This window comes from Paenibacillus plantiphilus, from assembly GCF_927798095.1.
In the GTDB taxonomy this organism is placed as follows: Bacteria; Bacillota; Bacilli; order Paenibacillales; family Paenibacillaceae; genus Paenibacillus_Z; species Paenibacillus_Z plantiphilus.
The window spans coordinates 244,798-270,987 of the sequence record NZ_CAKMMF010000005.1; the positions used below are offsets into that span (position 1 = coordinate 244,798).

The following is a 26,190-nucleotide window of genomic DNA, read 5'->3' on the forward strand; positions in this document are numbered from 1 at the left end:
CCATCCTCAGTGCATCCTCAGTGCATCTTCAGTGCATCTCAAGTCCCCTATCCTCTGTGCCACCTTAGCATTCAGTCCATCCTCAGCATCCTCAGTCCATCCCTAGTCCGTCCACCAACGCTTGAGCTGCTTCCACCATGACTGGGACTTCTCGGCGGTTGCTCCATCCTTCTCTTCTATAGAAGCCGCAGGTTCGCCATCTCCGCATGTCTCTGTAGGCTGTGTGCCGGCAACGAAGGTTTCGAGCCTTTTGTCCGCGCAGGAGGAGGAGGCGAGCTTGCCGCTCTTCGGATCGATATAGACGGACACGATACCGTCAGGTATGGCGAAGATCTTGGGCGGCACGGCCTTGAGCGCGTTCTCCGTATAAGCCGCGAAGATTGGCGCAGCGCGATGAGCCTCGGCCTTCGTTAAATTGCGGCCCTTGTCATAGCCGACCCAGACTGCAGTTGAGAGCTCGGGCGTGTACCCTACGAGCCAGGCGTCATTCGCAGTAGTGCCTGTCTTTCCGGCGACAGGCCGTTTCAATGCAGCGGACACCCGACTGCCTGTGCCGCCAATGTCGAATACGCTCTCCATAAGGCTGGTCAGCACATAAGCATGAGCGGCATCTACAACCTGCTGCGGGGACTGGCTTGCTTGATACAGCACTTCGCCCTTGCTGTCTTCAATGCGCAGAATGGCAGTTGGTTCTGCGCGGACTCCGCCAGCGGCTATCGTGCCGAAAGCGGAAGCCATCTCGAATGGGCTGACGGGAAATGTGCCGAGCGCCATGGATGGGACAGGCTTCATGGGGCTGTCGATGCCAAGCTTCCTCGCCATCTCAATGACCTTGTCGGGTCCAACGGTCATCATCGTATTCACCGCATAAATATTATCCGAGCTTGCAATGGCCTGCCGCATGTCAATGTAATCATTCGCGTACTTGTCGTTATAGTTTTTCGGGGCGTAGGTTTTGCGTCCTTCGTCGTAGGTGAAGATGGTCGGCTCGCTTTTGTATCTGGATACAGGAGTCATCGCTCCTTCCTGTAGCGCAGTCAAATATAGAATGGGCTTGAAGGAAGAGCCGGGCTGGCGTGTCTTGGCGAAAACACGGTTGAATTGATTGGATTTGTAGTCGCGTCCACCGACCATCGCTTTAATATAACCGTTGCGAGGATCGATGGAGATGAGCGCAGCCTGCTGCTCTGAGTTGGCTGGAATACCCTTGGCGACAGCTTCCTCTGCTGCGCGCTGGGCGTCAGGATCAAGAGTCGTATAGATCCGGATGCCGCCCTCGCTGAGCAACTGCTCGTCGATGCCAAGCTTATCCACAGCAATATAACGGATATAATCGCGAAAATAGGGCGCTGCCCCATCCAGCGTGCTGGAGCCGAGAGGCTGCAGCTTCAAAATTTCTGCTGCCGCCCCATCCGCCTCCGCTTGTGTAATCATTCCCTGCTCAGCCATCGTCTGCAGAATAACCTTCTGCCGGTCCTTGGCATTTTTCATATCCAGATAAGGCGAGTAATATTTGGGACCCTTGGGTATGCCGGCAAGCATAGCGCTCTCTGCTAATGAGAGCTCCTTCGCATGCTTGCCGAAATAGAGCTGGGATGCGGCTTCAGCGCCGTATGCGCCATGCCCGTAATAGATTTGGTTCAAATACAGCGCAAGAATCTCATCCTTGGAGTAATGCATCTCCAACTGAATCGTATACATGGCTTCCTTGAACTTGCGTTTCCAGGTTCGCTCATGCGTCAAATACAGATTGCGCGCGAGCTGCTGCGTCAACGTACTGGCGCCCTGCTTGGCCTTCAGGTGCTCGACATTGACCAATACAGCACGAGCCATTCCTTTCATATCGAAGCCAAGATGATCATAGAAGCGCTGATCCTCAATCGCCAGTGTTGCCTCCAGCAGGTGAGAAGAGATCGCCTGAAGTGGCACGGATTGCCGATTCTCTCCTGCGTGGAACGTGTCCAGCACATTGCCCTGCAGATCAAGCATTTGGGACGTCTGGCTGATGGATGACGCGGGAAGGGCCTGATTATGCAGGTAGAAAAGAAAGCCGAAGGCAGCGATGCATGCAATTGCAGCCGCCCAGCCGGCAAAGACGAATAGCCGTTTTACTCGCCGCAGCAGCGGCATCCATCGTTCGGCGCGAATACGAAAAGGCAGTCGGCCCTTAACACCTTGCTGCCGTGATCCCTGTTTATTCATGATGAAGTCCCCTCACACTTATGCCTTGTTATTCCCTTAGTATGGAAAATAGGAGGGGGAGCTATTCACAAGCACGCTAATTTATTCGGAGAATGATCATGTGCTGATGAGTGAGCCGGCCTGACGAGATAATAAAGGCCGCGAAGGCTGTCTCAGGTTATGTTTGTATTGCGGAAATTATTGCACTATAATACAGGGTGAACCATTGACCTGACTGATATAAGCAACCCATATACATACGAAGAAAGAAGGGATACGCGATGGAGTTATGGTATACCGAGAAACAAACCGATAGTTACGGGATTACAGCGAAGATTACAGAAACCTATGTCAGCGAGCAAACCGATTTTCAGAAGCTCGATATGATCGAGACCGAAGAATTCGGCACGATGCTCGTCCTGGACGGCATGGTTATGACAACCGATAAAGATGAGTTCGTCTATCACGAAATGGTCGCCCATCCGGCGCTTTATACGCATCCTAATCCGAAGCATGTTCTTGTTGTCGGTGGCGGCGACGGCGGCGTTATCCGTGAAATTCTGAAGCATCCTGAGGTGGAAAAGGCAGTTCTTGTTGATATCGACGGCAAGGTCATCGAATATTCCAAGAAGTATCTGCCCAATATTGCTAGCGGACTCGATGACCCTCGTGTTGAGGTGATCGTTAACGACGGCTTCATGCATATTCATGATCATAAGAATGCCTATGATGTTATCATGGTTGATTCCACCGAGCCTGTAGGTCCTGCGGTAAACCTGTTTACACGCGGCTTCTATCAAGGCATCTACGATGCGCTTAAGGAAGATGGAATCTTCGTCGCTCAGACGGACAACCCTTGGTTCAAGGCAGATTTGATTGAGAGCGTGAATCGCGATGTGAAGGAAGTATTCCCGATTGTCCGCGTCTACTGGGCGAATGTGCCGACGTACCCGAGCGGCCTATGGACGTTCACATTGGGCAGCAAGAAGCATGATCCGCTTGCAGTCAACGAATCGTCCATTCCTGAGATCGACACCAAATATTACTCCCCTCGTCTGCACAAAGCGGCGTTTGCTCTGCCGAAATTTGTGGAAGACCTGGTCAAATAGGAGAGAAGCTACCCATGAAACTCGATCAAAAATATTCCGGCAATGTCTTCATCCTCAGCTCGGATGACTATGCCGCATCCAAAGCCGTTATTTACGGTATGCCGATGGACTTTACCGTATCCTTCCGCCCGGGCTCGCGCTTCGGCCCTCCCCGCATTCGGGAGGTATCCATCGGGCTGGAGGAATACAGCCCGTATCTGGATAGAAGTCTCGAAGATATCGAATACTTCGATGCTGGAGACCTGCTGCTGCCGTTCGGCAATGCAGCGCGTTCGCTCGACATCATCGGTGAGTTTGTGCGCGGCGTATTAGCTGACGGCAAGATGCCGATCGGACTGGGCGGCGAGCATCTCGTATCGTGGCCGATCTTCCGCGAGGTGTACGCGAAGCACCCGGATCTGGCGATCATTCATTTCGACGCACATGCGGATCTTCGAGAGGAATACGAAGGCGAACCGTTGTCGCACTCCACGCCGCTGCGCAAGGCGGCAGGTCTGATGGGCGGCCAGAATATTTACCAGTTCGGTATTCGTTCCGGCTCGCGCGAGGAGTGGCAGTTTGCACGCGAGAACATTAATTTCTATCCGTTCGAGGTGCTGGAGCCGCTCAAGAAGGTGCTGCCAGAGCTGGCAGGACGTCCTGTCTATCTGACGATTGACATTGACGTGCTTGATCCATCCTGTGCGCCGGGTACGGGAACAGCAGAAGCGGGCGGCATCACATCCAAGGAGCTTATCGAAGCGGTGCATGCTATCGCGCGCTCCGGTGTGAACATTGTTGGCTGCGACCTTGTTGAGGTTGCGCCTGCTTATGACCCGACGGAGCAGACGCAGATCGTCGCGGCGAAGGTCATTCGCGAGATGCTGCTTGGATTCTTGAAATAGGCATTATTAATAAGGCGGCTCACCGCAAAGGGGGAATGTACTCCTGCGATGGGCCGCTCTTTTATATGACAGACAGGACGATGGATTGGAGATGAGACGATGCAGGTGAAGTCATTCCCGCCAGTCATCGATGAGCGGGCGAAGGTGCTTGTGCTTGGCAGCATGCCCGGGACGGCGTCCCTTGATAAAGGCCAGTATTACGGGCATCCCCGCAATCATTTCTGGCCAGTTATTTATGGGCTGTTCGGGCAGCAGCCGTCTCCTGATTACGATGAACGAATTGCTTATGCGCAGGAGCGCGGGTTCGCGCTGTGGGATACCATTGCTGCATGCCGCAGGGAGGGGAGTCTCGATGTCAATATTCAAGACGAGCTCCCTAATGATATCCCCGGGCTCCTGGCGCGCTATTCTGGTGTCGTTTGTGTTGCCTGCAACGGCAGCAAGTCCCATGATACGTTCAAAAAATATTATGGCAGCGACCCCATATGCCATCGTATCGCGCTGCTGAAGCTGCCTTCGACTAGCCCGATACCGACGCAGCGGATGCGGACGACCGCAGACCGGATTGAGGCGTGGCGCGCGCTGCTCCCGTATCTGGCATAAGGTACGCTTGGAATGTTGGATTGCCCTCCTTTTGGTCATAATGGCTAACAGGGGGTAGATAGACATGGGGATTATGCCGATACATGAGCGGCTTGCTGAGCTGTGGACCATAAGAACCCGGCGTGCTTTGACTTGTGAGGAGCAGGCTGATTTCGAGCATTGTCTGGCGGTCAACGCCATGCACTGCCGCATGCTCGCCAATTTACATAACTTGTCGCTGCTGGCATCTATGACATCGGATCGGGAGTGGCAGCACGATATTTGCCGCAGAATCGAGAAGCTGGGCGGATCGCCGCCTGCGCCTCGTATTTGAGCGTCCTCCGCGCCCGCCGATTATGTTCGGTCTCCGTCCAAGCCGCACCGCATTGTGAGCTGCGCGCGGTGCGGCTTGATTATGTGCTGATTATGCGGAGATACGCTTGCAATTTTGGGGCGATGGCCTATAATTAGACAAATAACAGCTACAAACGATGAACGGGACAGTATCTTGCAGATCGGTGCTAGCAGCGAGCCGGGTTGGTGGAAGCCGGTGCAGCGATGCAGGGGAAGCGGGCCCGGGAGTTGATTGTCCGAGGGGTAGCAGCGCTAACCGTCGTAGGACAGTCCGGTCACCCCGTTATCGTGCCCTGAGAGGCATCTACTTTGCAGATGAATCCGTACAGCTTACCAGCGTGCAGGTTCAATAACGGAAGACGCCAGAAGAGTGGTACCGCGGATTAAACCTCCGTCTCTTTATTGAGACGGGGGTTTTCTATTTTTTAGGCATTATACAAAGCTGACGAGGGAGGCTGAAAATGATGACAATCTTATTGCAATGGTCCGTTGAACAATTGCAGCCGTATGTAACTCAGACAAGGGAAGAGATTCTTGCTGTGCTGGAAGTGCCGCCGCGACCGGGGCTTGGAGATGTCGCATTTCCATGTTATGCGCTGGCCCGTGAGTGGAGGAAGCCGCCTGACGCTATCGCTGAGGAGCTGGCAGCTCGTTTCAATGAAGGAGCATCAGGGGTGAGCGCGCAAGCGGCGGGACCCTATTTGAATCTATCATTTGATCCGCAGCAATGGGCGCCTAAGCTGCTTGCTGCCGCTTTGGCTCATGATTACGGACACTCCGCAGTTGGTCAAGGACAGCGGGTTATTATCGATATGTCCTCGCCAAACATTGCGAAGCCTTTCGGTGTGGGCCATCTGCGTTCAACGATGATCGGCAATGCGCTCGCTAATTTGTACCGGATATCGGGCTATGAAGTGGTGACCGTGAATCATATCGGAGATTGGGGAACCCAGTTCGGGAAGCTGATGGAAGCTTACAAGCGTTGGGGCAATGAAGAGGTGCTCAAGGAAGCGCCTATACGTGAGAGTTTGCGGCTCTATGTGAAATTTCATGAGGAGACAGAGGAGGACGATACGCTGGAGGCGGAGGCGCGCCGCTGGTTCTGGAGGCTTGAGAATGGCGATGCAGAGGCGCTTCGGCTCTGGCAGTATTTCGTTTCGGTCAGCTTGGAGGAGTTCGAGCGTGTCTATGCGCGTCTAGGCGTGAAGTTTGATCATACGCTTGGCGAAAGCTTCTATAATGACAAGATGGAGGCGGTCGTTAGTCAGCTGAGAGAGCTGGAGCTATTGGAAGAGAGCGACGGGGCTCAGGTGGTGCGCCTTGACGATGAAGGGGTGCCGCCCTGCCTCATTCTGAAATCTGACGGGACGACAATTTATCCAACGAGGGACTTGGCTACCGCGCTGTACCGCAAAACGGAGATGAATGGCGATCTTCTGCTGTATGTCGTCGGTGGGGAGCAGAAGCTTCATTTTCAGCAGGTGTTCCATGTTTTGAAGCGGATGGGTGTGGGCTGGTCACATCAATGCCGACATATTCCTTTCGGATTGATGAAGATCGATGGACGAAAAATGTCTACGCGCAAAGGCCAAGTGGTTTATCTGGATGAAGTGCTGGATGAAGCGGTGCGCAAAGCGGAGGAGATCATTGAGGAAAAGAATGCCGCGCTGGACAATCGCAGGGAAGTAGCAGAAGCAGTCGGGATAGGCGCGATCGTATTCGGTGATTTGAAGCACAACCGTATGCTGGAGGTGGATTTCTCGCTGGATGAAGCGATCAAGTTTGAAGGCGAAACAGGTCCTTATGTGCAGTATACGGCAGCGAGAGGCTATAAGCTGCTCAAGACAGGTATGGACAAAGGGCTGGCGGTCGATGAAATCTTGCAGGATGGCGTTTATTTATACAGCGCAGCTGCGTGGGAATGTTTGAAGATGGTTGCCGCTTATCCGGCTGCTATCGAAGAAGCGCTGCGTGTTCATGAGCCGTCCGTGCTGGCCAGGCATCTGCTGGAGGTGTCCAAAAGCTTCAACCGCTTCTATAATCAGGATAGGGTGATCACGGAATCATCAGAGGAAACGCTGGCAAAGCTGGGGATTGTAGCTGCAGCAGTCCAGGTGCTGCGTTCTGGGCTTCAGTTGTTAGGCGTCAAGTCTCCACAGCAAATCTGAGCGTGTGTATGCCGAAACAAAGGCTGGAATAGAGGATGGATGGAGCATGGGTGCAGCATGGGTGCAGCATGGGTGCAGCATGGGTGCAGCATGGGTGCAGCATTCTGGGAAGTTGAATTGAAATCGTCCTATCTCCTCCATTATAGTAGGAGCATGAGAGGAATGGACAGGAGGCGTGCCAGTGGCAATGGACAGAGCGCAGGTTCGGATCACGCTGGAGAGCGAGATAGACGGCGAGAAGCAGATCATAGAGCATAGTGGCGAATGGTTCTGCAAGAATCGATCCATATTTATTCGTTATGATGAAACAGAGTCGTATGGCAAAGCGCGCGCGATCGTACGCTGGCGAGACGGGGAGCTTAGTGTGACGCGCCGCGGCGATGTTGAATCCGAGCAGATCTTCGTTGCCGGCGCTCGTCGATACGGTCAATATAAGTCATCGTTGGCGCGGTTCCGGTTAGAGACGGATACAACCTTGCTATGGATGCAATGCGGGGACATGCTCCAGAGTGGAGACATGACACATTCTGAACTTGCCATTGAAGAGCCAGAGCTAACCCTTCCGCTGCTATTGGAATGGCATTACACGATGTGGATCGAAGATGAGCTGACAGGAACCTTCAAGATTCGGCTTCGCGCGGAGAAACAGCATATGTAGCAATCCATTCAGCCGACAGCATTGTCTAATTGAGTGACGCACAGCTGATGCATGGTAACATAGCGTTTTCAGTGATCCTGCAACAACAAGCAGTATAGCGCATCCAGTTACCCTGCGGTAGTAGAGTGAGTGGCTAGCAAAATGAATGCTGCTATTTTGTTACTCATGAATTCTGCTGCAAGTGTTGCGGTGCGGTGCTGTAAGATGAGATTTCCCGCTTACAGCTGTAAAAAGGATTATTTACGTTGCTGTAAGAGGTTTTTGCCGCCTTATGGGTTCAATTTTGAGACATAAGTGGCTGCTAAGGTGAGTTTAACGCGGAAAAATCTGCTTACAGAGACTCGGTGATGGTAAGCTAAAGCTGTAAAACGGAAAAACCCGCTTACAGAAGCTGTAGCGAAACACCGCGCTGGGAGCTGCGCGCGGTGCGAGGAGTCGGTGCATGTATGGTATTGAGCCTTGCGGCGGCGACTCTTAACCATGTATATAAAAGCGGCCCTATGTTTATACAGAGGCCCGTTCTCTATGATTAGCGACAAGACATACACAGAAAACACTTTTTGGAGGAACGAATAACGATGAAAACAAATGTAATCGAACAGCTGCATGCAAAGGTGAAAGAGGCGATTGCTGATGCAGTGGTTGCCGCAGAGCTTGTCAGTCGGGAGGAGCTGCCTCTCTTCGTCCTGGAGGTTCCGAAGGATAAGGCGCATGGTGATTTGGCGACGAATGCCGCTATGCAGCTGACGAAGCTGGCTAAGAAGAACCCTCGTCAAATCGCTGAAGCTATCGTGGCGAATCTGGCCAAGGATAAAGGGCATATTCAATCGGCCGAAATCGCCGGACCTGGCTTCATCAACTTCCGATTGAACAAAAGCTATCTGTATCCAGTCGTAGCAGAGGTTATCGCTCAGGGGGCCGAGTATGGCCGAATCGACATCGGGGCAGGGCAAAGCGTGCAGATGGAGTATGTAAGCGCGAATCCGACAGGCAGTCTGCATCTTGGTCATGCGCGCGGGGCAGCGGTTGGCGATGCGCTGTGCAATGTGCTTGATTTTGCAGGGTACAAGGTTACGCGAGAGTATTATATTAATGATGCCGGCAATCAGGTTGCCAACCTTGCGAGGTCGATTGAAGCCCGCTACAAGCAGGCGCTTGGCCAAGATGCGGCAATGCCGGAGGATGGTTATCACGGCGAGGATATCGTCGGTTTCGCCAAGCTGCTTGTCGAGGCGGAGGGGGATCGGCTGCTGTCGCTGCCGGAGGAAGAGCGCTTTGTATTCTTCCGCGAATTCGGACTTCAGCGCGAGTTGGATAAGATCAAGCGAGATCTCGGGCGGTTCCGCGTCGGCTTCGACGTCTGGTTCAGCGAAACATCGCTCTATGAGACCGGACAGGTTGAAGAGGCGCTGGAAGCGCTGCGTGAGCGAGGACAGGTGTTCGAGGAAGGTGGGGCAACCTGGTTGTCCACGATGGATTACGGCGACGACAAGAACCGGGTTCTTGTGAAGAATGACGGCTCGTACACCTATCTGACGCCTGATATCGCATACCACCGTGATAAGTACGGCCGTGGCTTCGATCGGATGATCAACATCTGGGGAGCGGATCATCATGGTTATATCCCGCGTGTGAAAGCGGCGATGGAGGCACTCGGCAACGATCCCGGCAAACTGACAGTGCTGATTGCCCAGATGGTCAGCCTTTTCCAGAACGGGGAGAAGGTGAAGATGTCCAAGCGAACGGGCAAAGCGGTTACGATGGAAGATTTGATGGATGAAGTCGGAGTGGATGCCATTCGATACTTCTTTACGATGCGCAGCATGGACTCGCATTTGGATTTTGATATGGATTTGGCTATTTCGACCTCGAATGAAAATCCGGTCTTCTATGTGCAGTATGCTTATGCGCGTATTTGCAGCATTTTCCGGCAGGCAGAGGAGCAGGGGGTAGCTGTCAGCGATTCCGCTGCCGTAGATTATGCCAAGCTGACGACGGAGCATGAGTTCGACCTGCTTCGCAAAATGGGCGAGCTTCCACAAGAAATCGCGGAAGCAGCAGAGCAGTATGCGCCGCATCGGCTTATTCGCTATGTATACGAGCTGGCGGCCCAGTTCCACAGCTATTACAGGGCGGAGCGCGTCATAACGGAGGATGCGGCCCAGACAGCGGCGCGTCTGGCGCTGCTAGGAGCTGTCCGCACAGTCATCGCCAATGTGCTTCGGCTTGTGGGTGTATCCGCTCCGGATCGGATGTAGCGTGACAGCGCGAGTAGGTCCGCACATGGCCACGCGCAAACGGAACGCGGTATAAGATTAAGTGCCGTACTCGGCCGTCCGTAAAAGTGAACGCATGCATACTAACATCTGCATATACGGCTGCATATTGACGAGCCGGCAACTATAGCATGCTGCAGGCCGCGAACCTAACGGTCAGCGGCCTGCAGCATGCGCATGACATCCAGCTCCCCGGTTTGCCGGGGAGTTTTGGTCCCTCTAAGGGGTGTCATTGACCGCCTAAGAATGGACTTTATCTCTGCCGGGGATAGACCCGGACGGTGAGCCAGCAGCAGTGCGACGGCGCCGCTCACATGGGAGGTTGCCATTGAAGTGCCGCTCATTTCATTGTATTTGCCTCTCAACCAGGCTGATAGAATTTTGTCCCCGGGGGCGAATATATCGACGTAGGTTCCACGATTGCTGAACAGGGCTACACGGCGCAGCCGGTTCGTAGCAGCGACGGAGATCGTCTGCGAATAGCGTGCAGGATAATCAATCGACTTGCGTTTGCCGTCGTTGCCTGAAGAAGCAATAATAATGATGCCGGCATTGTACGCATTCGTCACGGCGCTCAACAGCGACTTGCTGCGTGTCTTCATGCCGAAGCTCATATTGATGATATCCATGCGATTGCGGACGCACCAATCAATACCGAGAATAATATCCGAGACGAACGCGCTGCCGTTCTGATCAAAGGCTTTGACAGGATAGATGGTAGAGCGTGGAGCGACTCCGATCATGCCGTGAAGCTGGTTGGCTGCTGCTATCGTGCCTGCGATGTGCGTGCCATGACCATTGTCATCATGCGGCAGCGATCCACGATTCAGCAAATTAATTCCACGCGCGAGCGACTGCTTCAGATCCGGATGGCTGAAGTCGACACCCGTATCGATGACGCCGACCTTAATGCGATGGCCTGTTGTTGTGCTCCATGCTTGCGGAGCTCTAATCTGGCCTACGCCCCAGGGAATTCCCCTCTCGCGGGCAGCCGGTTTGTGAACCGTGCCGTGAACCGTCACAAGCGGGTCATCCTCGATCCATATGCTCTCATGCAAGCGAGGGGCTAGTTCCTCATCCGACAAGAGGAGAGAGAAGGCTGCGATCGCGGGCAAATGCCGGATAGCATTCTGGGAGGCGGGAGATGTGTTCAACCCTGACCATTCATGGAGAAAGCGCTTGTAGTCGCTATGCTGCTGAAAACGGATGATTCGCCGTTTTGCACGATTGGCGGGCTTAGCAAGAGCGCTGTGTAACCAACGGAGAATTGCGGTTCTGTCCAATTTGGCGTCCCCTCCAAGTCGGATCATGCTGAAGTATTGTATGAAGGAGAGCAACAAGCTGTATGAGCAAGCTGCCTTTTTTCATATAATTAGGCGCAAAACCGTGTCATTCGCCGTCCAAGGACATAGTATGAATAAGGAGCAAGCAGCGGCTTTAGTACAATCGGGTAGGGCGCTGCTTCAGCATCCGGCAGGATACAGTCAAAGCGAGGGGGTCGCCCTTCGCTTTTTCTTTTGTTTTGATCGGCGGGGATGCTTGCTTTTTTGCAGGAAATAGGTTTTACTATAGGATGATAATGGATCGCTTGAGGAATAAGCGGATTCGCATGAGAGGAAGTGTCAAGATGAGCAGTGACTACACCTTGAAGATCGATCCTGAGCGCATTAAGGAAATGCCGATGGTCGATTTGGCTTTTGAATTGCTGAAAGCGGTCAACACGCCCTTCTACTTTCGTGATTTAATGACAGAAATCGCGAAAATCAGAAGCTTGTCTCAAGAAGAAATCAACCAGGTAATAGCGCAAGTATATACAGAAATCAATATCGACGGTCGTTTCGCCTGTGTCGGCAGCAATATGTGGGGCTTGAAACGCTGGTATCCGGTTGAGCGTTCCGAGGATCCGGTAGGCAGCGCCAAGCGTCCTCGAATCATTAACGACGAAGATGACGATGATGATCTCTACTCCGATGATGAAGAGGAAACCTTCGCGGCGGATGAAGAGGACTTCGATGCTTATGATGAGGATCAAGAATTCGAAGAAGCAGAAGAAGAAGCTGAAGTTGACGAAGAAGTTTTAATCGATGATGAAGAGCTTGGAGAAGAATCGGATGATGAGGATTCTGAAGAGCTGGACGAATCGGATGAGGAAGACGACTTCGAGGATGACGCTGACGATAGTGAAGATGACAAGTAACAAATAAAAGACGACGCTGACCGCAGATGTTCTCTTGACAGCGGGCAGTTGCGAAGAGTACACTATTGCATGGGCTTTAAGTTCGTGTGTAAGTGATATGCAATCAAAGAAAGTGCCCCGTTTATACGGGTGTCACTTTTTTCTTTTTTTTGTTCCATTTTTATACGTGAAATGGGCAACCCTATACTTTAACATAATAGCGTGGAGGGTATCATCAGTGACCAAATATATTTTTGTGACCGGCGGTGTTGTTTCGTCTCTGGGTAAAGGCATTACAGCGGCATCGCTTGGTCGATTGCTCAAAAACCGGGGCTTGAAGGTGACCATTCAGAAGTTCGATCCGTATATCAACGTGGACCCAGGCACAATGAGTCCGTATCAGCATGGAGAAGTGTTCGTTACCGATGACGGAGCGGAGACGGATCTCGATTTGGGTCATTATGAGCGGTTTATCGATATCAACCTGTCCAAGAACAGCAACGTCACGACAGGGAAAATCTATTCCACGGTTATTACCAAGGAACGTCGCGGCGAGTATCTCGGCGGAACCGTCCAGGTAATCCCCCATATTACGAACGAAATTAAGGATCGTGTATTCCGTGCGGGCAGGGAGACCGGTTCTGATGTCGTCATCACAGAAATTGGCGGTACAGTAGGCGATATTGAAAGCTTGCCGTTCCTCGAAGCGATTCGCCAGATCAAGAGCGATATCGGACGCGATAATGTGATGTATATTCATGTTACGCTCATTCCTTACATTAAAGCGGCAGGCGAAGTGAAGACGAAGCCGACCCAGCATAGTGTGAAGGAATTGCGCAGTATCGGCATCCAGCCTAATGTTGTTGTATGTCGGACAGAATATCCGCTGGCTGATGAGCTGAAACGCAAAATCGCGCTGTTCTGCGATATTGACGCCAACGCCGTCGTCGAATGCCGCGATGCGTCGACCCTGTATGAGGTTCCGCTTAATTTGCGCGAACAGGGGCTGGATGATATCGTCGTGAACCATCTGAAGCTGACGACTACTCCTCCTGATATGACAGAATGGGAAAGTCTGGTCAAGCGCGTGAAACAGCTCAGCCGCACAACAGAGATTGCAATTGTAGGCAAATATGTTGCACTGCACGACGCGTATCTTAGTATCGTTGAATCATTGAGTCATGCCGGATTTGCTGCAGATGCCGAAGTGAAGCTTCGCTGGGTCAATGCAGAGGAGCTGACAGAGAGCAACGTAGCGGATAGTCTGCAAGGCGTGCACGGCATTCTGGTGCCTGGAGGCTTCGGTGATCGCGGCATTGAGGGCAAAATCAATGCGATCCGCTATGCGCGCGAGAACAACGTGCCGTTCTTCGGCATTTGTCTCGGCATGCAGGTTGCCGTTATCGAGTATGCGCGTTCCATAACGGGCTTGCGCGATGCCAACAGCTCGGAGATCAATCCGTCAACGCCATATCCGGTTATCGACCTGCTGCCTGAGCAGAAGGACATCGAGGATCTGGGCGGCACGATGCGTCTTGGCTTATATCCGTGCAAGCTGATTCCAGGCTCGCTCGCAGAGCGTGAATATGGGGACGAGCTGGTCTACGAGCGTCATCGCCACCGGTACGAATTTAATAACGAATATCGTGAAACGATTGAAGCGGCTGGATTGCTGATCTCCGGGACTTCGCCTGATGGCCGTCTTGTTGAGATGATCGAGCTGCCAGGCCACCCTTGGTTTCTAGCGGTGCAGTTCCATCCGGAATTCACTTCAAGACCGAACCGGCCGCAGCCGTTATTCCGCGGTTTCGTACAAGCTGCGCTTAAGAATGCTGAAAACTGATTTATTTTTTTACTATTTTTCTCTTTTTTCCAATTAAGAAGCAGGAAATGGATGCTGGCGCGCGAATATGTTAACGATTGAATGTTTGTGAAGGGTTGACAATTCGTGTCGTACTTTAAGATATCGGCATTTGTAGGAGGGTTTCAAGTTGGATAAGAAGAAAGTGCTGATCGTTGATGATCAAAACGGCATTCGCGTCTTGCTGATGGAAGTCTTTAGCAGTGAGGGGTATGAGACCTTTCAAGCCTCCAACGGCAAGCTTGCGCTTGAAATCGTAAGAGATGAAGCACCCGATCTTGTCTTGTTAGATATGAAGATTCCGGGCATGGATGGTCTTGAGATTCTAAAGCATCTGAAGGCGATCAACAAGGAAATCAAAGTGATCATGATGACAGCGTATGGAGAGCTGGACATGATCAAAGAAGCGACTGACCACGGCGCGCTTATGCACTTCACGAAACCATTCGATATCGATGAAATGCGAATGGCCGTCAATATGCAATTGCGCGGCGGGGAATCGAACAACTGGTATGCGGTGGGGTCCTAATCGGGACCCTCATTTTTTTGCATTTTATCGCGGCCAGAGCGGGAATTCGATTGCGCAAAGACTTGTACCATACGATGTCCCGTTGTGGTATACTAGTTCAGTATGACAAGTTGGAATAGTCTCAGCCTGATACCCATCATCAAGTGGGTAAGAAACAATTGTGATAGCAATAATCCAGCTGTTCGGCAGCAAGCAATAGAGTGTAATTCCGGAGCAAGGAAAAACCGCAGTGTGAAGCCCAAGTAGAACGACTGGCGTCTTCTTATTCAAGCATCAGCCGAATGTAGAGCGCCTGCTGTGCGGCAGCGAATACAACCGGACCGTATGGAACCATTGGAACACCATCTTGTTCGTGGTTTGGCTGTGCGGAACGGAGTGTGTCCTTCACGCGATGTTCCTAATAGGGTTTCAGGCGGTTTTTCCTTTGTTCTCTTCCGAGTGGAGGATACTAATTCTGATGGAAAAATTAATGATACGCGGCGGACATCCGCTGCGAGGGACTGTACAGATCAGTGGAGCGAAGAATAGCGCTGTCGCTCTTCTGCCTGCCGCGATTCTTGCGGAATCTACAGTCACACTGGACAATTTGCCGCTTCTAAGCGATGTAGCGGTATACAGCGATATTTTGCAGGAACTGGGCGGCACGGTGGCCTGGAGCGGTGATACAATCGTCATTGACCCCTCGCAAATGAAATCGACCCCAATGCCTAATGGAAAAGTGAAACTGCTTCGCGCATCCTACTATTTGATGGGTGCAATGCTTGGCCGATTCGGCGAAGCGACGATTGGATTGCCTGGCGGCTGCAATTTCGAGCCCAGACCAATTGATCAGCATATTAAAGGTTTTGAAGCGCTTGGCGCGGAAGTGACTAACGATCATGGATCGGTGCGCATCGTAGCCAAGGAGCTTCGCGGAGCCAAGATTTATCTGGATGTTGTCAGTGTTGGAGCAACGATTAATATTATGCTTGCAGCCTCAAGGGCTAAAGGTTCCACAATTATCGAAAACGCGGCAAAAGAGCCTGAAATCATAGATGTAGCTACGCTTTTGAACGCCATGGGTGCCAAGATTAAGGGAGCGGGAACGGAAACGATACGGATCGAAGGCGTAGATAGCCTGCACGGCTGCCGACATTCCATTATTCCTGACCGGATTCAAGCAGGTACTTACATGATAGCTGCTGCGGCAACTCGCGGCGATGTTATTATAGATAATGTAATCCCTAAACATATGGAAGCCATGACTGCCAAGCTGCAAGAGATGGGTGTTCATGTCTATGAGATGGATGAGTCAATCCGTATTGTGGGACAGCCTCATTATGAGTCGATAGATGTTAAGGCATTAGTGTACCCCGGATTTGCCACTGATTTGCAATCCCCTATGACCAGCCTGTTGACACAGACCAAAGGTGTAAGCATCTTGAGCGATTATGTGTACAGCAACAGGTTCAAGCATGTTCCGGAGCTTTCGCGTATGGGTGCTAACATCCGCGTGGAAGGACGCTCGGCAATCGTTGAGGGTGGTCCGCTTAACGCTGCGAAGGTTAAGGCTGCGGATTTGCGGGCAGGGGCTGCGCTCGTTGTTGCGGCGCTTACTGTCACGGAGGGTGTAACCGAAATTACCGGCGTCGAATACATCGATCGGGGTTATGATAATTTAGTAGACAATCTACGAATGCTTGGCGCAGATGTGTGGCGGGAGCAAGAGTGATCATGAACGGCGGGAATAGACCGAGTGTTTTACGGCAATGATGGGATAAGTTGGATTACGGGTAATGAAAAGATTGTATATTGACAAAGAAGTGGTGAGAATATGTCCGAACTTCAGATCGCAGATCTTGAAGAAATGAAGCTGACTGAATTATATAAGCTTGCTAAACAATATCAGATTCCTTATTACGGTCAGCTTAAGAAGAAAGAATTGATCTTTGCCATTTTACGTGCTCAAGCAGAGCAAAGCGGTCTTATGTTTATGCAGGGCGTGCTTGAAATTTTATCAGAGGGCTACGGCTTTCTCAGACCGATCAACTACTTGCCGAGCACAGAAGATATTTATATCTCGGCATCGCAAATTCGCAAGTTCGATCTGCGTACAGGTGATCTTGTTTCGGGCAAATGCCGTGCTCCCAAAGAGAATGAACGGTACTTCGGACTGCTTCAGGTTAACGCGGTCAACGGAGAAAGCCCCGAACATGCTGCTGAACGCCTTCATTTTCCTGCTCTTACTCCTCTCTATCCAGAAAAGAAGCTTGTACTTGAAACCTCCCAGTCAAAATTATCAACACGTATTATGGACGTGCTCGCTCCCGTTGGTCTTGGTCAACGCGGTCTGATTGTCGCACCGCCGAAGGCGGGCAAGACGCTGCTGCTCAAAGAAATTGCCAACAGCATTTCGACGAACAATCCAGAGATCGAGCTTTTCGTGCTGCTGATTGATGAACGGCCAGAGGAAGTAACGGATATGCAGCGTTCAGTGAAGGGCGAGGTTGTGGCATCAACGTTCGATGAGCTGCCGGAGAATCATATTAAGGTAGCTGAGCTTGTGCTGGAACGCGCGCTTCGACTTGTAGAGCATAAGAAGGATGTCGTTATTCTTCTTGATAGTATTACACGTCTTGCACGTGCTTATAATCTAGTGATTCCCCCATCGGGCAGAACGCTCAGCGGCGGTATCGATCCTGCAGCATTTCATCGGCCGAAGCGTTTCTTCGGATCTGCGCGGAATGTGGAGGAAGGCGGCAGCCTGACGATACTGGCTACAGCATTGATAGAAACAGGCTCCCGTATGGATGATGTTATCTATGAGGAGTTCAAGGGAACGGGCAACATGGAGCTTCATCTCGACCGCAAGCTTGCTGAACGCCGTATCTTCCCAGCGCTGGACATCCGTCGTTCGGGTACAAGGCGTGAAGAAATGCTGTTGACAAAGGAAGAGCTTGACAAAGTATGGGCAATTCGCAAAAACATGAATGATTCACTGGAATTTGTTGATGGTTTCTTGAAAAAGCTGGCGGATACGAAGACCAATGAAGAATTTCTGATGTCTCTCGACCTATCCGCGACTCCACCACAGGCGCCTTCGCAAAGAACTGGCAGCAGGCCGCCAAGCTCGTCCGGAAGCTCTAGCGGTATGGGGGCAGGCAGGCGTCCAACTCGCTCGACACCTGCGACGTAGGGGAAAGAGCAGGAGGTGACAACATGAATCTCGTATATGCGGACGAACAAGGCAATCTGTTCGACCACCCGGATTGGATTGCGCTTGGGCGCAGCGGGGATATGATCGTTGAACTAATGGAAGATGAGCTGATCCCGCTTCCTGAGGGGGCTACTTTAGTCGGATTGCCGTACACGCGGCCGATAGGCATCCATGCCGCTTCCGGCGAGATGCGTCCGCTGCCTGGAGAGGTTCAGGCGGTTGGGGCGCTGCTTCCGCAAGGTTTTACCCGGCTCAGCATTCCAGGCTATATGAAAACAGACAAGACGCAGAAGCTGCCGCTGTTCGGCTATTCAGCCGTTGTGTGGAAGGAAGACGGCTTCTATGTCGCCGCACAGAAATGCGATGATCCTGAGCGGTGGAATCCGCTTAATTGCGATCCTCAAGAACTAAGTCTAGGTGTGGAGCGTCTGCTCGCCAAATACCCGGAGAATCGGCTGTATCAGCATTTGTCGAACTGTGCGCTTGGTTATGAATGCTTAACAGCCTCCAATACGTTCCTGCAGCGCTGGGAAGGGGCCGTGCCTGTTTCATTCTCCTGCAACGCGGGCTGCTATGGCTGCATTTCCGAACAGCCGGATGATAGCGGATTTCCTGCACCGCAGACGAGAATGAACTTTAAGCCGACGACAAGTGAAATTGTTGACATTATGATGGAGCATCTGCAAACGCCGGAATCGATTATCAGCTTCGGGCAGGGGTGTGAGGGCGAGCCTTCGACACAGGCCAAAATCATCATAGAAGCGATGCGTGAAGTGCGGAGCAGAACCTCGCTGGGACATATCAACATTAATACCAATGCGGGCTTGACCGATCATATCCGCGGTATTGTAGATGCAGGATTGAGTCTGATGAGAGTTAGCACGATAAGTGCGCTGGATGACCATTATAATGCATACTACAAGCCTCGTGGATATACGTTGGCCAATGTCGAGAAATCGCTTCGATATGCAGCGGACAAAGGGGTATATACCTCTATCAACTATCTTATTTTCCCTGGTGTGACGGATCGGGAAGAAGAGATCGATGCGATGCTGGGCTTTATTAAACGCACCGGTCTGCGACTCATTCAAATGCGGAATTTGAATATTGATCCAGAGAGCTATCTGGAGCTGATCCCGAAGCCGCAGGGCGAAATATATGGCATGAAGCAAATGCTGGAGATTTATGCGCAAGAAGTGCCTGATGTTGTTATTGGCTCCTATACGCATGTGCCGCCTGCATCGATTAAGAGGTAGGCTGGCAGCATCATGCGATCAGAACAAATACATTGCGGTGGTTAGGTCATGCATGCTATAATCGTCGCAGTGTGTATTTTAAACTCTGGATCCGCATGTTGATTCAGGGCAGAAAGAGGTGAGCGCGATGAAGGCAGCTATTCATCCGACATACCACATCACCACGGTTACTTGCGCTTGTGGCAACAGCTTTGAGTCTGGTTCTGTTAAACAGAACCTGCGCGTAGAGATCTGTTCCGCATGTCACCCGTTCTATACGGGCAAGCAAAAATTCGTGGATGTTGGTGGACGCGTCGACAAATTCAAAAAGAAATACGGCATTTAATCCTTACAAGTCGCTTCTGCCGAAAATTAGCAGAATACAAGAACCTCCCTCAGCCATCCTATGGTTAAAGGGAGGTTTTTTTAAATGGCGGGTTCCAATCGCAAACTTACACAAGCGGGCATGAAATGGATATCAGTCGCCTTGATGCTGGGACTGCTGCTGATGCTGTCCGCATGCGGCAATAATAATGGCGGCAATAACGACAATAACGACAATAACGGCAATACCAGCATGAAGACCAGGTCCTACGGCAATGACGGCTATTTGGGCCGCTCGAACAGTAATCCGCACCTGCCCAATCGGAACGGCTCCTATTTGAATTACGGCGAAGACGGTGATTTCGCCGAGAAGAAGCTGAAGGAGATTGGCGGCATAGCCAAGATGAACATTACTTTTCAAGGGACCAATTTATACGCTACCCTTCGGCCAGAGGCTGGAGTTGATGAAGCGCAGCTGCGACATAAGGCGTTGTCTGTACTTCGTTCCAATATGCCAAGATATATCGTGCATGTGAACACCAGCAAACAATAATGCTGGCAGGCATTTTATTACATCGCGAGAAGGCAACTTTTCCCGATAGGTTGCATCTTGGCCCGGAACGCGATATACTAGGTTCTGCCGTGCTAGATGGGGAGGTAGCGGTGCCCTGTAACTCGCAATCCGCTGTAGCGAGGTTGAATTCCTGTCTGAGGTTATACTGATGCGGGGCTGGTTTTTATGAACAGTGTTGACGGAATGGGTCCTCCGCAATGGGCGCTTGTGAACCCGGTCAGGTCCGGAAGGAAGCAGCCGTAAGCAGGTACGTTCATGTGCCGGGGGAGTGCCTGGCCAGAGCTGGGAGTAAAATGGCCGCCCGGGTCGTATATATCGAGGGCAGGTGCACGGTTTATCTAATCCCAAATAATAATGAGTAGCCCAAACATCCAAGCGTGTCTCATCATGAGCGCTGAGGATGTTTTTTATTTCTTATATAAAATGAGGGTGCGCAAGCTGTGAATAGCTCCGAGAACGGATCCAGTAAAGAGGGGATGCTTATGTACGATACTCCATCGGAATCCATAGTAAAGCTCAGTTTACGGTCATTCGACGACTATTCGAACCGGTTGCAGGGTACGATGGCTATTGTAGTAGATAGCGGAGCTCGTGTGGTGCGCTGCAACATGCATTTTTTGAGAGAAACGGGATATTCGGCGTCGTTCATTGAGAATAAGCCTCTTCGCATGTTCCTTCGTGACGGCTCGTCGTCAGAGTGGGTGTCTGCGGATCGTTTTCTTCGTTCTCTTACAGAGCGTGTTGTAGAGCCGATGACGGTGCTCATGAGCAGAGCGGACGGGTCTAGTCTGTGTGTGCTCGTCATTCGAATGGTCATCGAGACGGAGCTTGGCATTCTAACGATGCTATTGCTGTACAACCAGGAGCCTGCCATGAAAGGGAGTCTCATCGAGCGTTTCGGCAAGACGATGCTGACTGATGAGCATATAGGGGTCGTATTGCTGCAGCCGGATTCCAGAATACTTGATATAAGTCCGCTTGCTTGCCAGGTGCTGGGGGTGTGCAAAGCGGTCGTCGTTAACGAGCCGCTATCCCGTTTTTTCGCTAATGCGGAGAATGAATATGCTATTATTCGGTCGGCATTGGAGTATGGGGATGCTGTACGGAACTATCCGATCACATGGATTCATAAGGAACGGACAGAGCTGCTGATGGATGTCGGCTGGCTGCGCAGTCCGGATGGCAGCATGGAAGGCGCCTATATTATTTTCAAGGATATAACCAATCTGAGATCGCTTGAGGAGCAGGTGCAGCGGAGCGACCGGCTGGCGATGATCGGCCAGATCGCTGCAGGCGCAGCTCACGAAATCCGCAATCCATTAACTGCGATTAGAGGTTTCCTCCAGATGTTCCGCAAAACAATGATTGATCGCGATATGTCCAAAGAAGTGGGTTATACCGATATTATGCTGACAGAGCTGGATCGGATTAATGAGCTGGTCAGTGAATTTCTCATGCTAAGCAAGCCAAGGAACGTTGTTTATGATGAAGTCGATATTCATACGGTGCTGAATGGTATTATGCCGGTAATATCCAGCGAGGCGACGCTCCATGACATAACGGTCCATTGGGAGATGGCAGAATCGCTGCCGTCTGTAACGGCTGATCGGGAAATGCTGAAACAGGTGTTTCTGAATATTTGCAAGAACGGAATCGAAGCGATGACGGAGGGCGGTATTCTCACAATCCAAGGAAGAGCGGAGCAGGATGCAGAGGGTGAGTGGATTATCATCGACATCCAGGACAACGGACCGGGAATTCCTGTACATATGCTGGACAAAATATTTGATCCCTTCGTGACGACCAAAGCCAACGGTACTGGGCTCGGATTGTCCGTGTGCCAGCGAATTCTCCACGAATTTGACGGCACGATTCGAGCAGTCAGCAGGGAGGACGGCGCACAATTCACCATCATATTGCCTTGTTGACTGTTTTTTTGAGCGTTGTCATCGTGTATAATAGAGAGAATCGAGCAATGCCCTAATAAACGCCCCATCATGGAAATGAGCCGAAAGGAACGGTAAAGCGTGACACATATAGCCTTATATCGCTCCTGGCGTCCGCAGACGTTTCGGGATATGGTTGGTCAACAGCATATTGTACAAACATTGCAGAATGCTATTCGTGAACAACGAGTTTCGCACGCTTATTTGTTCAACGGTCCTCGGGGGACGGGGAAGACGACAGCAGCCAAAGTGCTGGCCAAGGCGATCAACTGCGAGCGGGGTCCGGCGACAGAGCCGTGCAATGAATGTGATGCTTGTCTTGGCATTACTGCCGGTACAATTATGGATGTTGTGGAGATAGATGCGGCCTCCAATCGAGGAATTGATGAAATTCGCGACATAAGGGACAAAGTGCGTTATGCGCCTTCCGATGTCCGCAATAAAGTGTATATTATAGATGAAGTCCATATGCTTACCTCCGAGGCATTCAATGCGCTGCTGAAGACGCTGGAGGAACCGCCGGCTCATGTCGTTTTTATATTGGCGACAACGGAGCCGCACAAGCTGCCCGCAACTATTATATCGCGCTGCCAGCGCTTTGATTTCAGGCAGGTGCCGCTTCCTGAGCAGACGGAACGGCTGCGGCGGATATGCAAGGATGAAGGTATTGAAGCCGAGGAGGATGCGCTGGCTTATATTGCCCGTCTATCCGATGGCGGAATGCGTGATGCCATCAGCTTACTGGAGCAAGTCTCTGCATATGACGGAGAACGTATTACACTTGCGGGAGCGGTTGATGTTACGGGAGGTTTGGCAGCCGAGCAGTTCGCCCAATTGGCGGATGCTGTTCGTGAACGGAATGCCGGCGCTGTACTGCCGCTCGTAGAAGGGCTCATGCAGGCCGGCAAAAGTGCAGACAAGTGTCTGGAGAACCTGGTCTATTATTTCCGTGATCTGCTGGTCATCAAGCTTGCGCCGCAAGGGCGGGCATCGACAGAACGTTTAGTGGATCAGGAGCGGTACCAGGCAATGGCGGAGGCTTTCAGCTCGGAGCGGCTATTCAAGATGATTGACGTGCTGAACCAATATCAGATTGAGATTCGTCATGCCTCGTTGCCTCAGACTATATTCGAAGTTGCCCTTATGAAAATTTGCACACTGCCTGAAGCCGGAGACGCATCCCGTGCTGAACGTCACATATCGGCTGCTGCGGGACAATCTGCGGAGGGCCCGTCTGCATCGGGAGGGGCACCCCCGGCAGAAGTGGCGCGTCTCCAGAAGCGGATCGACGCATTGGAGGAGAAGCTGGAGCAATTGCTCCGATCCGGTGTTCGGTCTGCGGGGGATGGGACAGGAGCCGGAGATGCGGCAGATGGCCGAGGCGGGGGCAAGACCAATCGAGCAGGGCAGTTCGGCGCTCGCAGCAGCGGGGCGACAAGCGGAATCCCTCGGTCAGGGGTGAAGCTGGCTCCCTATGTGGCGGCAGCCGGCAGTGAGGCGACGAATGGGATACGAATGAAGTGGAGTGAAATTCTGCAGCGGGTCAAGGAAGCGCGAATTACAGTGCATGCCTGGCTCGTGGATGGCGAGCCTGTAGCCGCAGATGACAAATCGGTGCTTGTAGCCTTCAAGAATACGATGCACCGTGAGACGACGGAGAAGCCTGCCAATCGGGAGCTGATTGAGCGAGTCATGCAGGAATCCTTCGGGAAACCGCTCATGCTTGCAACCGTGATGATGAAGGATTGGCAAGCAGCTGCCGATGCTGGACCAGCAGCGGCGGCAGAGCCGCTCCTCATGCATTCTGACGAGCAGGGCGCTGTATCCTCGCAGCCGGAATGGATTGAGGAAGCGGTCAAGCTATTTGGCGAAGACCTCGTAGTCGTTGAGGAAAAGTGAAACTAAATGATTGCAACTAACCAATGAGGAGAGAGATATTCCAATGAACAACATGAATCAAATGATGAAGCAAGTGAAGAAGATGCAGGAGCAAATGCTTAAAGCGCAAGAAGAGCTTGGAACAAAATCGGTTGAAGGAACTGCGGGCGGCGGTGTCGTCACCGTTACTGTGAACGGACACAAAAATGTGCAAAGCATCATCATCAAACCGGAAGCAGTAGATCCGGATGACGTTGAAATGCTTCAGGATCTAGTCTTAACGGCTGTTAATGATGCGCTTAATAAAGTTGATGAGCTCGCAAACCAAGATATGGGCAAATTTACGGGTGGCATGAAAATCCCAGGACTGTTCTAATCTTTGTTGTAGAGGAGCTTTGCCTTGTATTATCCCGAACCGATAGCCAAACTAATTGACGCTTTCAGCCGCTTGCCGGGTATCGGTCCTAAGACTGCGGCAAGACTTGCCTTTCATGTGCTGCGGATGAAGGAAGACGATGTCATTGACTTCGCGAAGGCGCTTGTAAGTGTGAAGCGGAATCTTCATTATTGCTCGGTCTGCTGCAACATTACCGATATCGATCCATGCCGTGTTTGTCAGGATAGGACCCGAGACGCCTCTGTTATATGTGTCGTGCAGGAATCAAGGGATCTCGTCGCGATGGAACGGACGAAGGAATTCCAAGGCCAGTACCACGTTCTCCAGGGTGCAATTTCCCCGATGGAGGGGATTGGACCGGATGATATCCGAATTGCGGAGCTGCTGAAGCGGCTGGGTGACGAAACGGTGCAAGAGATGATTTTGGCGACTAACCCTAATATTGAAGGTGAAGCTACCGCGATGTATCTGTCACGGCTTGTTAAGCCCTTTGGTATTAAAGTGACGCGAATTGCACATGGATTGCCTGTTGGCGGTGATCTGGAGTATGCCGATGAAGTAACGCTGTCCAGAGCGCTTGAGGGCCGAAGAGAACTGAGTTGAATATACAAGCTGTGGAAGACCTTGCGAGGGCGATGAACTTGCAGGGTCTTTTTGCATGCAAAAAAGATGACTGAATGATTTGCCCGCAGGGCAAGTGATGTCGCGGCGCAGGATATGAGCTTGCCTTCTGTTCTAATTTTTCTCTGGCCTCATAGATTGATATTACATGTGCGTCAGCGCATGCGATAGAAAGTCGGACAAGCGGAGGGGAATGCGGATGTGGAGACGGTGGCTGCGGCTGCGGAGAGAGGAAGCTGTGAACAAGGAGGATGCTTCGGTTCAATCAGAAATGTATCTCCTATATGAAGAAATCAAGACGGCCAAGCGCGAATGGGATAATGCGATGCGCCACTTCGAATATGCGTTAGGAAAAGATCAGGTGGATTACGCAATCTTTGCTATAGAAGCTGCTGAGAAGCGTTATGAGATGTTGCTGCGCAAAGCCAAAGCGCTTCCTATGAAGTGGCCAAAGTGGTTCAAGGGGGAAGCGATATGAAAATGATGTGGCTTATTGTTCTGAGCGCCTCGGCACTATTGCTCGTTGCAGTGGTGCTGAGGCAGAAGCTGTCCTGGCATTGGGTGAGCAGGTTTCTGCTCCACCTTGTCGTCGCTGCTGTTGCTCTGTACCTGCTCAACTACTCGGGCATTGTATCTGGCTTCAAGATTCCGATTAATCCAACGACAATTGGTACAGTGGTATTGTTGGGGTTACCGGGAATTATGCTGATTGCAGGATTGCAGTGGACGCTGTTCTAATGGGCATTATTGCAAAGAGCTGCTTTACATAGATGGGATTTGAATAGGATATTGAAAAGGCTTGACCACAATGGGGGAGCTATGCTAAAGTAATGTTCGCGTCACATCATGATTGTCGGGCTGCGAACATTATTTTAAAATAATGCTTGCAATCATATAGGCAAACATGATATATTAATCAAGTCGCCGCTGAGAGGTGACGACGAGATAAACAAGAATTTGTTCTTTGAAAACTGAACAATGAGCGACCTGTCAAACAGGTTTTAAATGTAAGTCAGCGATGAGCTAACAAGCCATCCTTGGAGCTTTTTCTCTAGCAGCTAACGCTGCAAAAGAAAAACTTCGTTGAAGCTTTTTTCTCAACGGCTAACGCCGGTTCGGAAAAACTTCTTTTATGGAGAGTTTGATCCTGGCTCAGGACGAACGCTGGCGGCGTGCCTAATACATGCAAGTCGAGCGGACTTGAAGAGAAGCTTGCTTCTCTGATGGTTAGCGGCGGACGG

Annotated in this window: 23 protein-coding genes, 1 rRNA gene, 1 other RNA gene and 1 other annotated feature; of the genes, 23 read left to right on the top strand and 2 right to left on the bottom strand. The window is 51.5% G+C overall.

What is annotated here, in order from left to right; translation table 11 throughout:
* Positions 1 to 102: 102 nt before the first annotated feature.
* Positions 103 to 2,202 carry a transglycosylase domain-containing protein gene (locus L6H65_RS06455; RefSeq protein ID WP_236339676.1) on the bottom strand — a complete coding sequence of 700 codons (2,100 nt, stop codon included), beginning with the start codon at positions 2,200 to 2,202 and terminating at the stop codon, positions 103 to 105.
* Between the two features lie 260 nt (positions 2,203 to 2,462).
* On the opposite strand from L6H65_RS06455, the gene speE reads away from it, so the two are divergent.
* From speE to argS (L6H65_RS06490), 7 genes are all read left to right on the top strand, one after another.
* Entirely contained in the window at positions 2,463 to 3,290 is an 828-nt protein-coding gene (gene speE / locus L6H65_RS06460; protein WP_236339677.1) for a polyamine aminopropyltransferase, read from the top strand.
* A gap of 14 nt (positions 3,291 to 3,304) precedes the next feature.
* The gene (gene speB / locus L6H65_RS06465; RefSeq protein WP_236339678.1) at positions 3,305 to 4,174 is read left to right on the top strand and encodes an agmatinase; all 870 of its coding nucleotides are present in this window, start codon (positions 3,305 to 3,307) and stop codon (positions 4,172 to 4,174) included.
* 99 nt (positions 4,175 to 4,273) lie between these two features.
* Positions 4,274 to 4,777 carry a DNA-deoxyinosine glycosylase gene (locus L6H65_RS06470; RefSeq protein WP_236339679.1) on the top strand — a complete coding sequence of 168 codons (504 nt, stop codon included), beginning with the start codon at positions 4,274 to 4,276 and terminating at the stop codon, positions 4,775 to 4,777.
* 64 nt (positions 4,778 to 4,841) lie between these two features.
* Positions 4,842 to 5,090, top strand: a complete 249-nt coding sequence (locus L6H65_RS06475) for a DUF7667 family protein (protein WP_236339680.1) — start codon at positions 4,842 to 4,844, stop codon at positions 5,088 to 5,090.
* 148 nt (positions 5,091 to 5,238) lie between these two features.
* Positions 5,239 to 5,512 (top strand) — a binding site (T-box leader).
* A 68-nt stretch (positions 5,513 to 5,580) separates the two neighbouring features.
* Positions 5,581 to 7,278, top strand: a complete 1,698-nt coding sequence (gene argS, locus L6H65_RS06480; protein ID WP_371877671.1) for an arginine--tRNA ligase — start codon at positions 5,581 to 5,583, stop codon at positions 7,276 to 7,278.
* Positions 7,279 to 7,465: 187 nt separating this feature from the next.
* A complete protein-coding gene (locus L6H65_RS06485; protein ID WP_236339708.1) occupies positions 7,466 to 7,936 on the top strand; it encodes a YwiB family protein in 471 nt (156 codons plus the stop codon).
* A 578-nt stretch (positions 7,937 to 8,514) separates the two neighbouring features.
* The gene (argS, locus tag L6H65_RS06490; RefSeq protein WP_236339681.1) at positions 8,515 to 10,194 is read left to right on the top strand and encodes an arginine--tRNA ligase; all 1,680 of its coding nucleotides are present in this window, start codon (positions 8,515 to 8,517) and stop codon (positions 10,192 to 10,194) included.
* 167 nt (positions 10,195 to 10,361) lie between these two features.
* Here argS (L6H65_RS06490) and L6H65_RS06495 read toward each other — a convergent pair whose 3' ends face one another.
* Positions 10,362 to 11,495, bottom strand: coding sequence for a S8 family peptidase (locus L6H65_RS06495; protein WP_236339682.1), 1,134 nt, complete (start codon positions 11,493 to 11,495; stop codon positions 10,362 to 10,364).
* 344 nt (positions 11,496 to 11,839) lie between these two features.
* Between L6H65_RS06495 and rpoE the strand changes: the two genes are divergently transcribed.
* From rpoE to L6H65_RS06575, 16 genes are all read left to right on the top strand, one after another.
* Positions 11,840 to 12,409, top strand: a complete 570-nt coding sequence (gene rpoE / locus L6H65_RS06500; protein ID WP_236339683.1) for a DNA-directed RNA polymerase subunit delta — start codon at positions 11,840 to 11,842, stop codon at positions 12,407 to 12,409.
* 217 nt (positions 12,410 to 12,626) lie between these two features.
* Entirely contained in the window at positions 12,627 to 14,231 is a 1,605-nt protein-coding gene (gene pyrG, locus L6H65_RS06505; RefSeq protein ID WP_236339684.1) for a CTP synthase, read from the top strand.
* Positions 14,232 to 14,379: 148 nt separating this feature from the next.
* A complete protein-coding gene (locus tag L6H65_RS06510) occupies positions 14,380 to 14,778 on the top strand; it encodes a response regulator (protein ID WP_290370321.1) in 399 nt (132 codons plus the stop codon).
* A 457-nt stretch (positions 14,779 to 15,235) separates the two neighbouring features.
* A complete protein-coding gene (gene murA, locus L6H65_RS06515; RefSeq protein WP_236339685.1) occupies positions 15,236 to 16,489 on the top strand; it encodes a UDP-N-acetylglucosamine 1-carboxyvinyltransferase in 1,254 nt (417 codons plus the stop codon).
* 102 nt (positions 16,490 to 16,591) lie between these two features.
* The gene (rho, locus tag L6H65_RS06520; RefSeq protein WP_236339686.1) at positions 16,592 to 17,953 is read left to right on the top strand and encodes a transcription termination factor Rho; all 1,362 of its coding nucleotides are present in this window, start codon (positions 16,592 to 16,594) and stop codon (positions 17,951 to 17,953) included.
* A 23-nt stretch (positions 17,954 to 17,976) separates the two neighbouring features.
* Positions 17,977 to 19,230 (top strand): radical SAM family protein, encoded by a 1,254-nt coding sequence (locus tag L6H65_RS06525; RefSeq protein ID WP_236339687.1) that lies wholly within the window; start codon positions 17,977 to 17,979, stop codon positions 19,228 to 19,230.
* Positions 19,231 to 19,357: 127 nt separating this feature from the next.
* Positions 19,358 to 19,555 (top strand): 50S ribosomal protein L31, encoded by a 198-nt coding sequence (rpmE, locus tag L6H65_RS06530; RefSeq protein WP_236339688.1) that lies wholly within the window; start codon positions 19,358 to 19,360, stop codon positions 19,553 to 19,555.
* 84 nt (positions 19,556 to 19,639) lie between these two features.
* The gene (locus tag L6H65_RS06535; protein WP_236339689.1) at positions 19,640 to 20,086 is read left to right on the top strand and encodes a hypothetical protein; all 447 of its coding nucleotides are present in this window, start codon (positions 19,640 to 19,642) and stop codon (positions 20,084 to 20,086) included.
* 87 nt (positions 20,087 to 20,173) lie between these two features.
* Positions 20,174 to 20,440, top strand: an RNA gene (ffs, locus tag L6H65_RS06540) — signal recognition particle sRNA large type.
* 149 nt (positions 20,441 to 20,589) lie between these two features.
* A complete protein-coding gene (locus tag L6H65_RS06545; protein ID WP_236339690.1) occupies positions 20,590 to 22,035 on the top strand; it encodes an ATP-binding protein in 1,446 nt (481 codons plus the stop codon).
* A 99-nt stretch (positions 22,036 to 22,134) separates the two neighbouring features.
* On the top strand, positions 22,135 to 23,952 hold the full coding sequence (dnaX, locus tag L6H65_RS06550; protein ID WP_236339691.1) for a DNA polymerase III subunit gamma/tau: 1,818 nt from the start codon (positions 22,135 to 22,137) through the stop codon (positions 23,950 to 23,952).
* 43 nt (positions 23,953 to 23,995) lie between these two features.
* Positions 23,996 to 24,307, top strand: a complete 312-nt coding sequence (locus L6H65_RS06555; protein WP_236339692.1) for a YbaB/EbfC family nucleoid-associated protein — start codon at positions 23,996 to 23,998, stop codon at positions 24,305 to 24,307.
* 24 nt (positions 24,308 to 24,331) lie between these two features.
* Positions 24,332 to 24,931, top strand: coding sequence for a recombination mediator RecR (recR, locus tag L6H65_RS06560; protein WP_236339693.1), 600 nt, complete (start codon positions 24,332 to 24,334; stop codon positions 24,929 to 24,931).
* A gap of 217 nt (positions 24,932 to 25,148) precedes the next feature.
* A complete protein-coding gene (locus L6H65_RS06565) occupies positions 25,149 to 25,427 on the top strand; it encodes a DUF2508 family protein (RefSeq protein ID WP_236339694.1) in 279 nt (92 codons plus the stop codon).
* Complete coding sequence (locus tag L6H65_RS06570; RefSeq protein WP_236339695.1) at positions 25,424 to 25,687, top strand: pro-sigmaK processing inhibitor BofA family protein; 264 nt, start codon at positions 25,424 to 25,426, stop codon at positions 25,685 to 25,687. The genes L6H65_RS06565 and L6H65_RS06570 overlap by 4 nt, the downstream gene beginning before the upstream one ends.
* Before the next feature lie 391 nt (positions 25,688 to 26,078).
* Positions 26,079 to 26,190: ribosomal RNA gene (locus L6H65_RS06575) — 16S ribosomal RNA — on the top strand; the annotation flags it as partial.

Coding starts and splice junctions, on each gene's coding strand:
- L6H65_RS06455 (WP_236339676.1), bottom strand. CDS start 2,202: ATGAATAAACAGGGATCACGGCAGCAAGGTGTTAAGGGCCGACTGCCT.
- speE (WP_236339677.1), top strand. CDS start 2,463: ATGGAGTTATGGTATACCGAGAAACAAACCGATAGTTACGGGATTACA.
- speB (WP_236339678.1), top strand. CDS start 3,305: ATGAAACTCGATCAAAAATATTCCGGCAATGTCTTCATCCTCAGCTCG.
- L6H65_RS06470 (WP_236339679.1), top strand. CDS start 4,274: ATGCAGGTGAAGTCATTCCCGCCAGTCATCGATGAGCGGGCGAAGGTG.
- L6H65_RS06475 (WP_236339680.1), top strand. CDS start 4,842: ATGGGGATTATGCCGATACATGAGCGGCTTGCTGAGCTGTGGACCATA.
- L6H65_RS06485 (WP_236339708.1), top strand. CDS start 7,466: ATGGACAGAGCGCAGGTTCGGATCACGCTGGAGAGCGAGATAGACGGC.
- argS (WP_236339681.1), top strand. CDS start 8,515: ATGAAAACAAATGTAATCGAACAGCTGCATGCAAAGGTGAAAGAGGCG.
- rpoE (WP_236339683.1), top strand. CDS start 11,840: ATGAGCAGTGACTACACCTTGAAGATCGATCCTGAGCGCATTAAGGAA.
- murA (WP_236339685.1), top strand. CDS start 15,236: ATGGAAAAATTAATGATACGCGGCGGACATCCGCTGCGAGGGACTGTA.
- rho (WP_236339686.1), top strand. CDS start 16,592: ATGTCCGAACTTCAGATCGCAGATCTTGAAGAAATGAAGCTGACTGAA.
- L6H65_RS06525 (WP_236339687.1), top strand. CDS start 17,977: ATGAATCTCGTATATGCGGACGAACAAGGCAATCTGTTCGACCACCCG.
- rpmE (WP_236339688.1), top strand. CDS start 19,358: ATGAAGGCAGCTATTCATCCGACATACCACATCACCACGGTTACTTGC.
- L6H65_RS06535 (WP_236339689.1), top strand. CDS start 19,640: ATGGCGGGTTCCAATCGCAAACTTACACAAGCGGGCATGAAATGGATA.
- L6H65_RS06545 (WP_236339690.1), top strand. CDS start 20,590: ATGTACGATACTCCATCGGAATCCATAGTAAAGCTCAGTTTACGGTCA.
- L6H65_RS06555 (WP_236339692.1), top strand. CDS start 23,996: ATGAACAACATGAATCAAATGATGAAGCAAGTGAAGAAGATGCAGGAG.
- L6H65_RS06565 (WP_236339694.1), top strand. CDS start 25,149: ATGTGGAGACGGTGGCTGCGGCTGCGGAGAGAGGAAGCTGTGAACAAG.
- L6H65_RS06570 (WP_236339695.1), top strand. CDS start 25,424: ATGAAAATGATGTGGCTTATTGTTCTGAGCGCCTCGGCACTATTGCTC.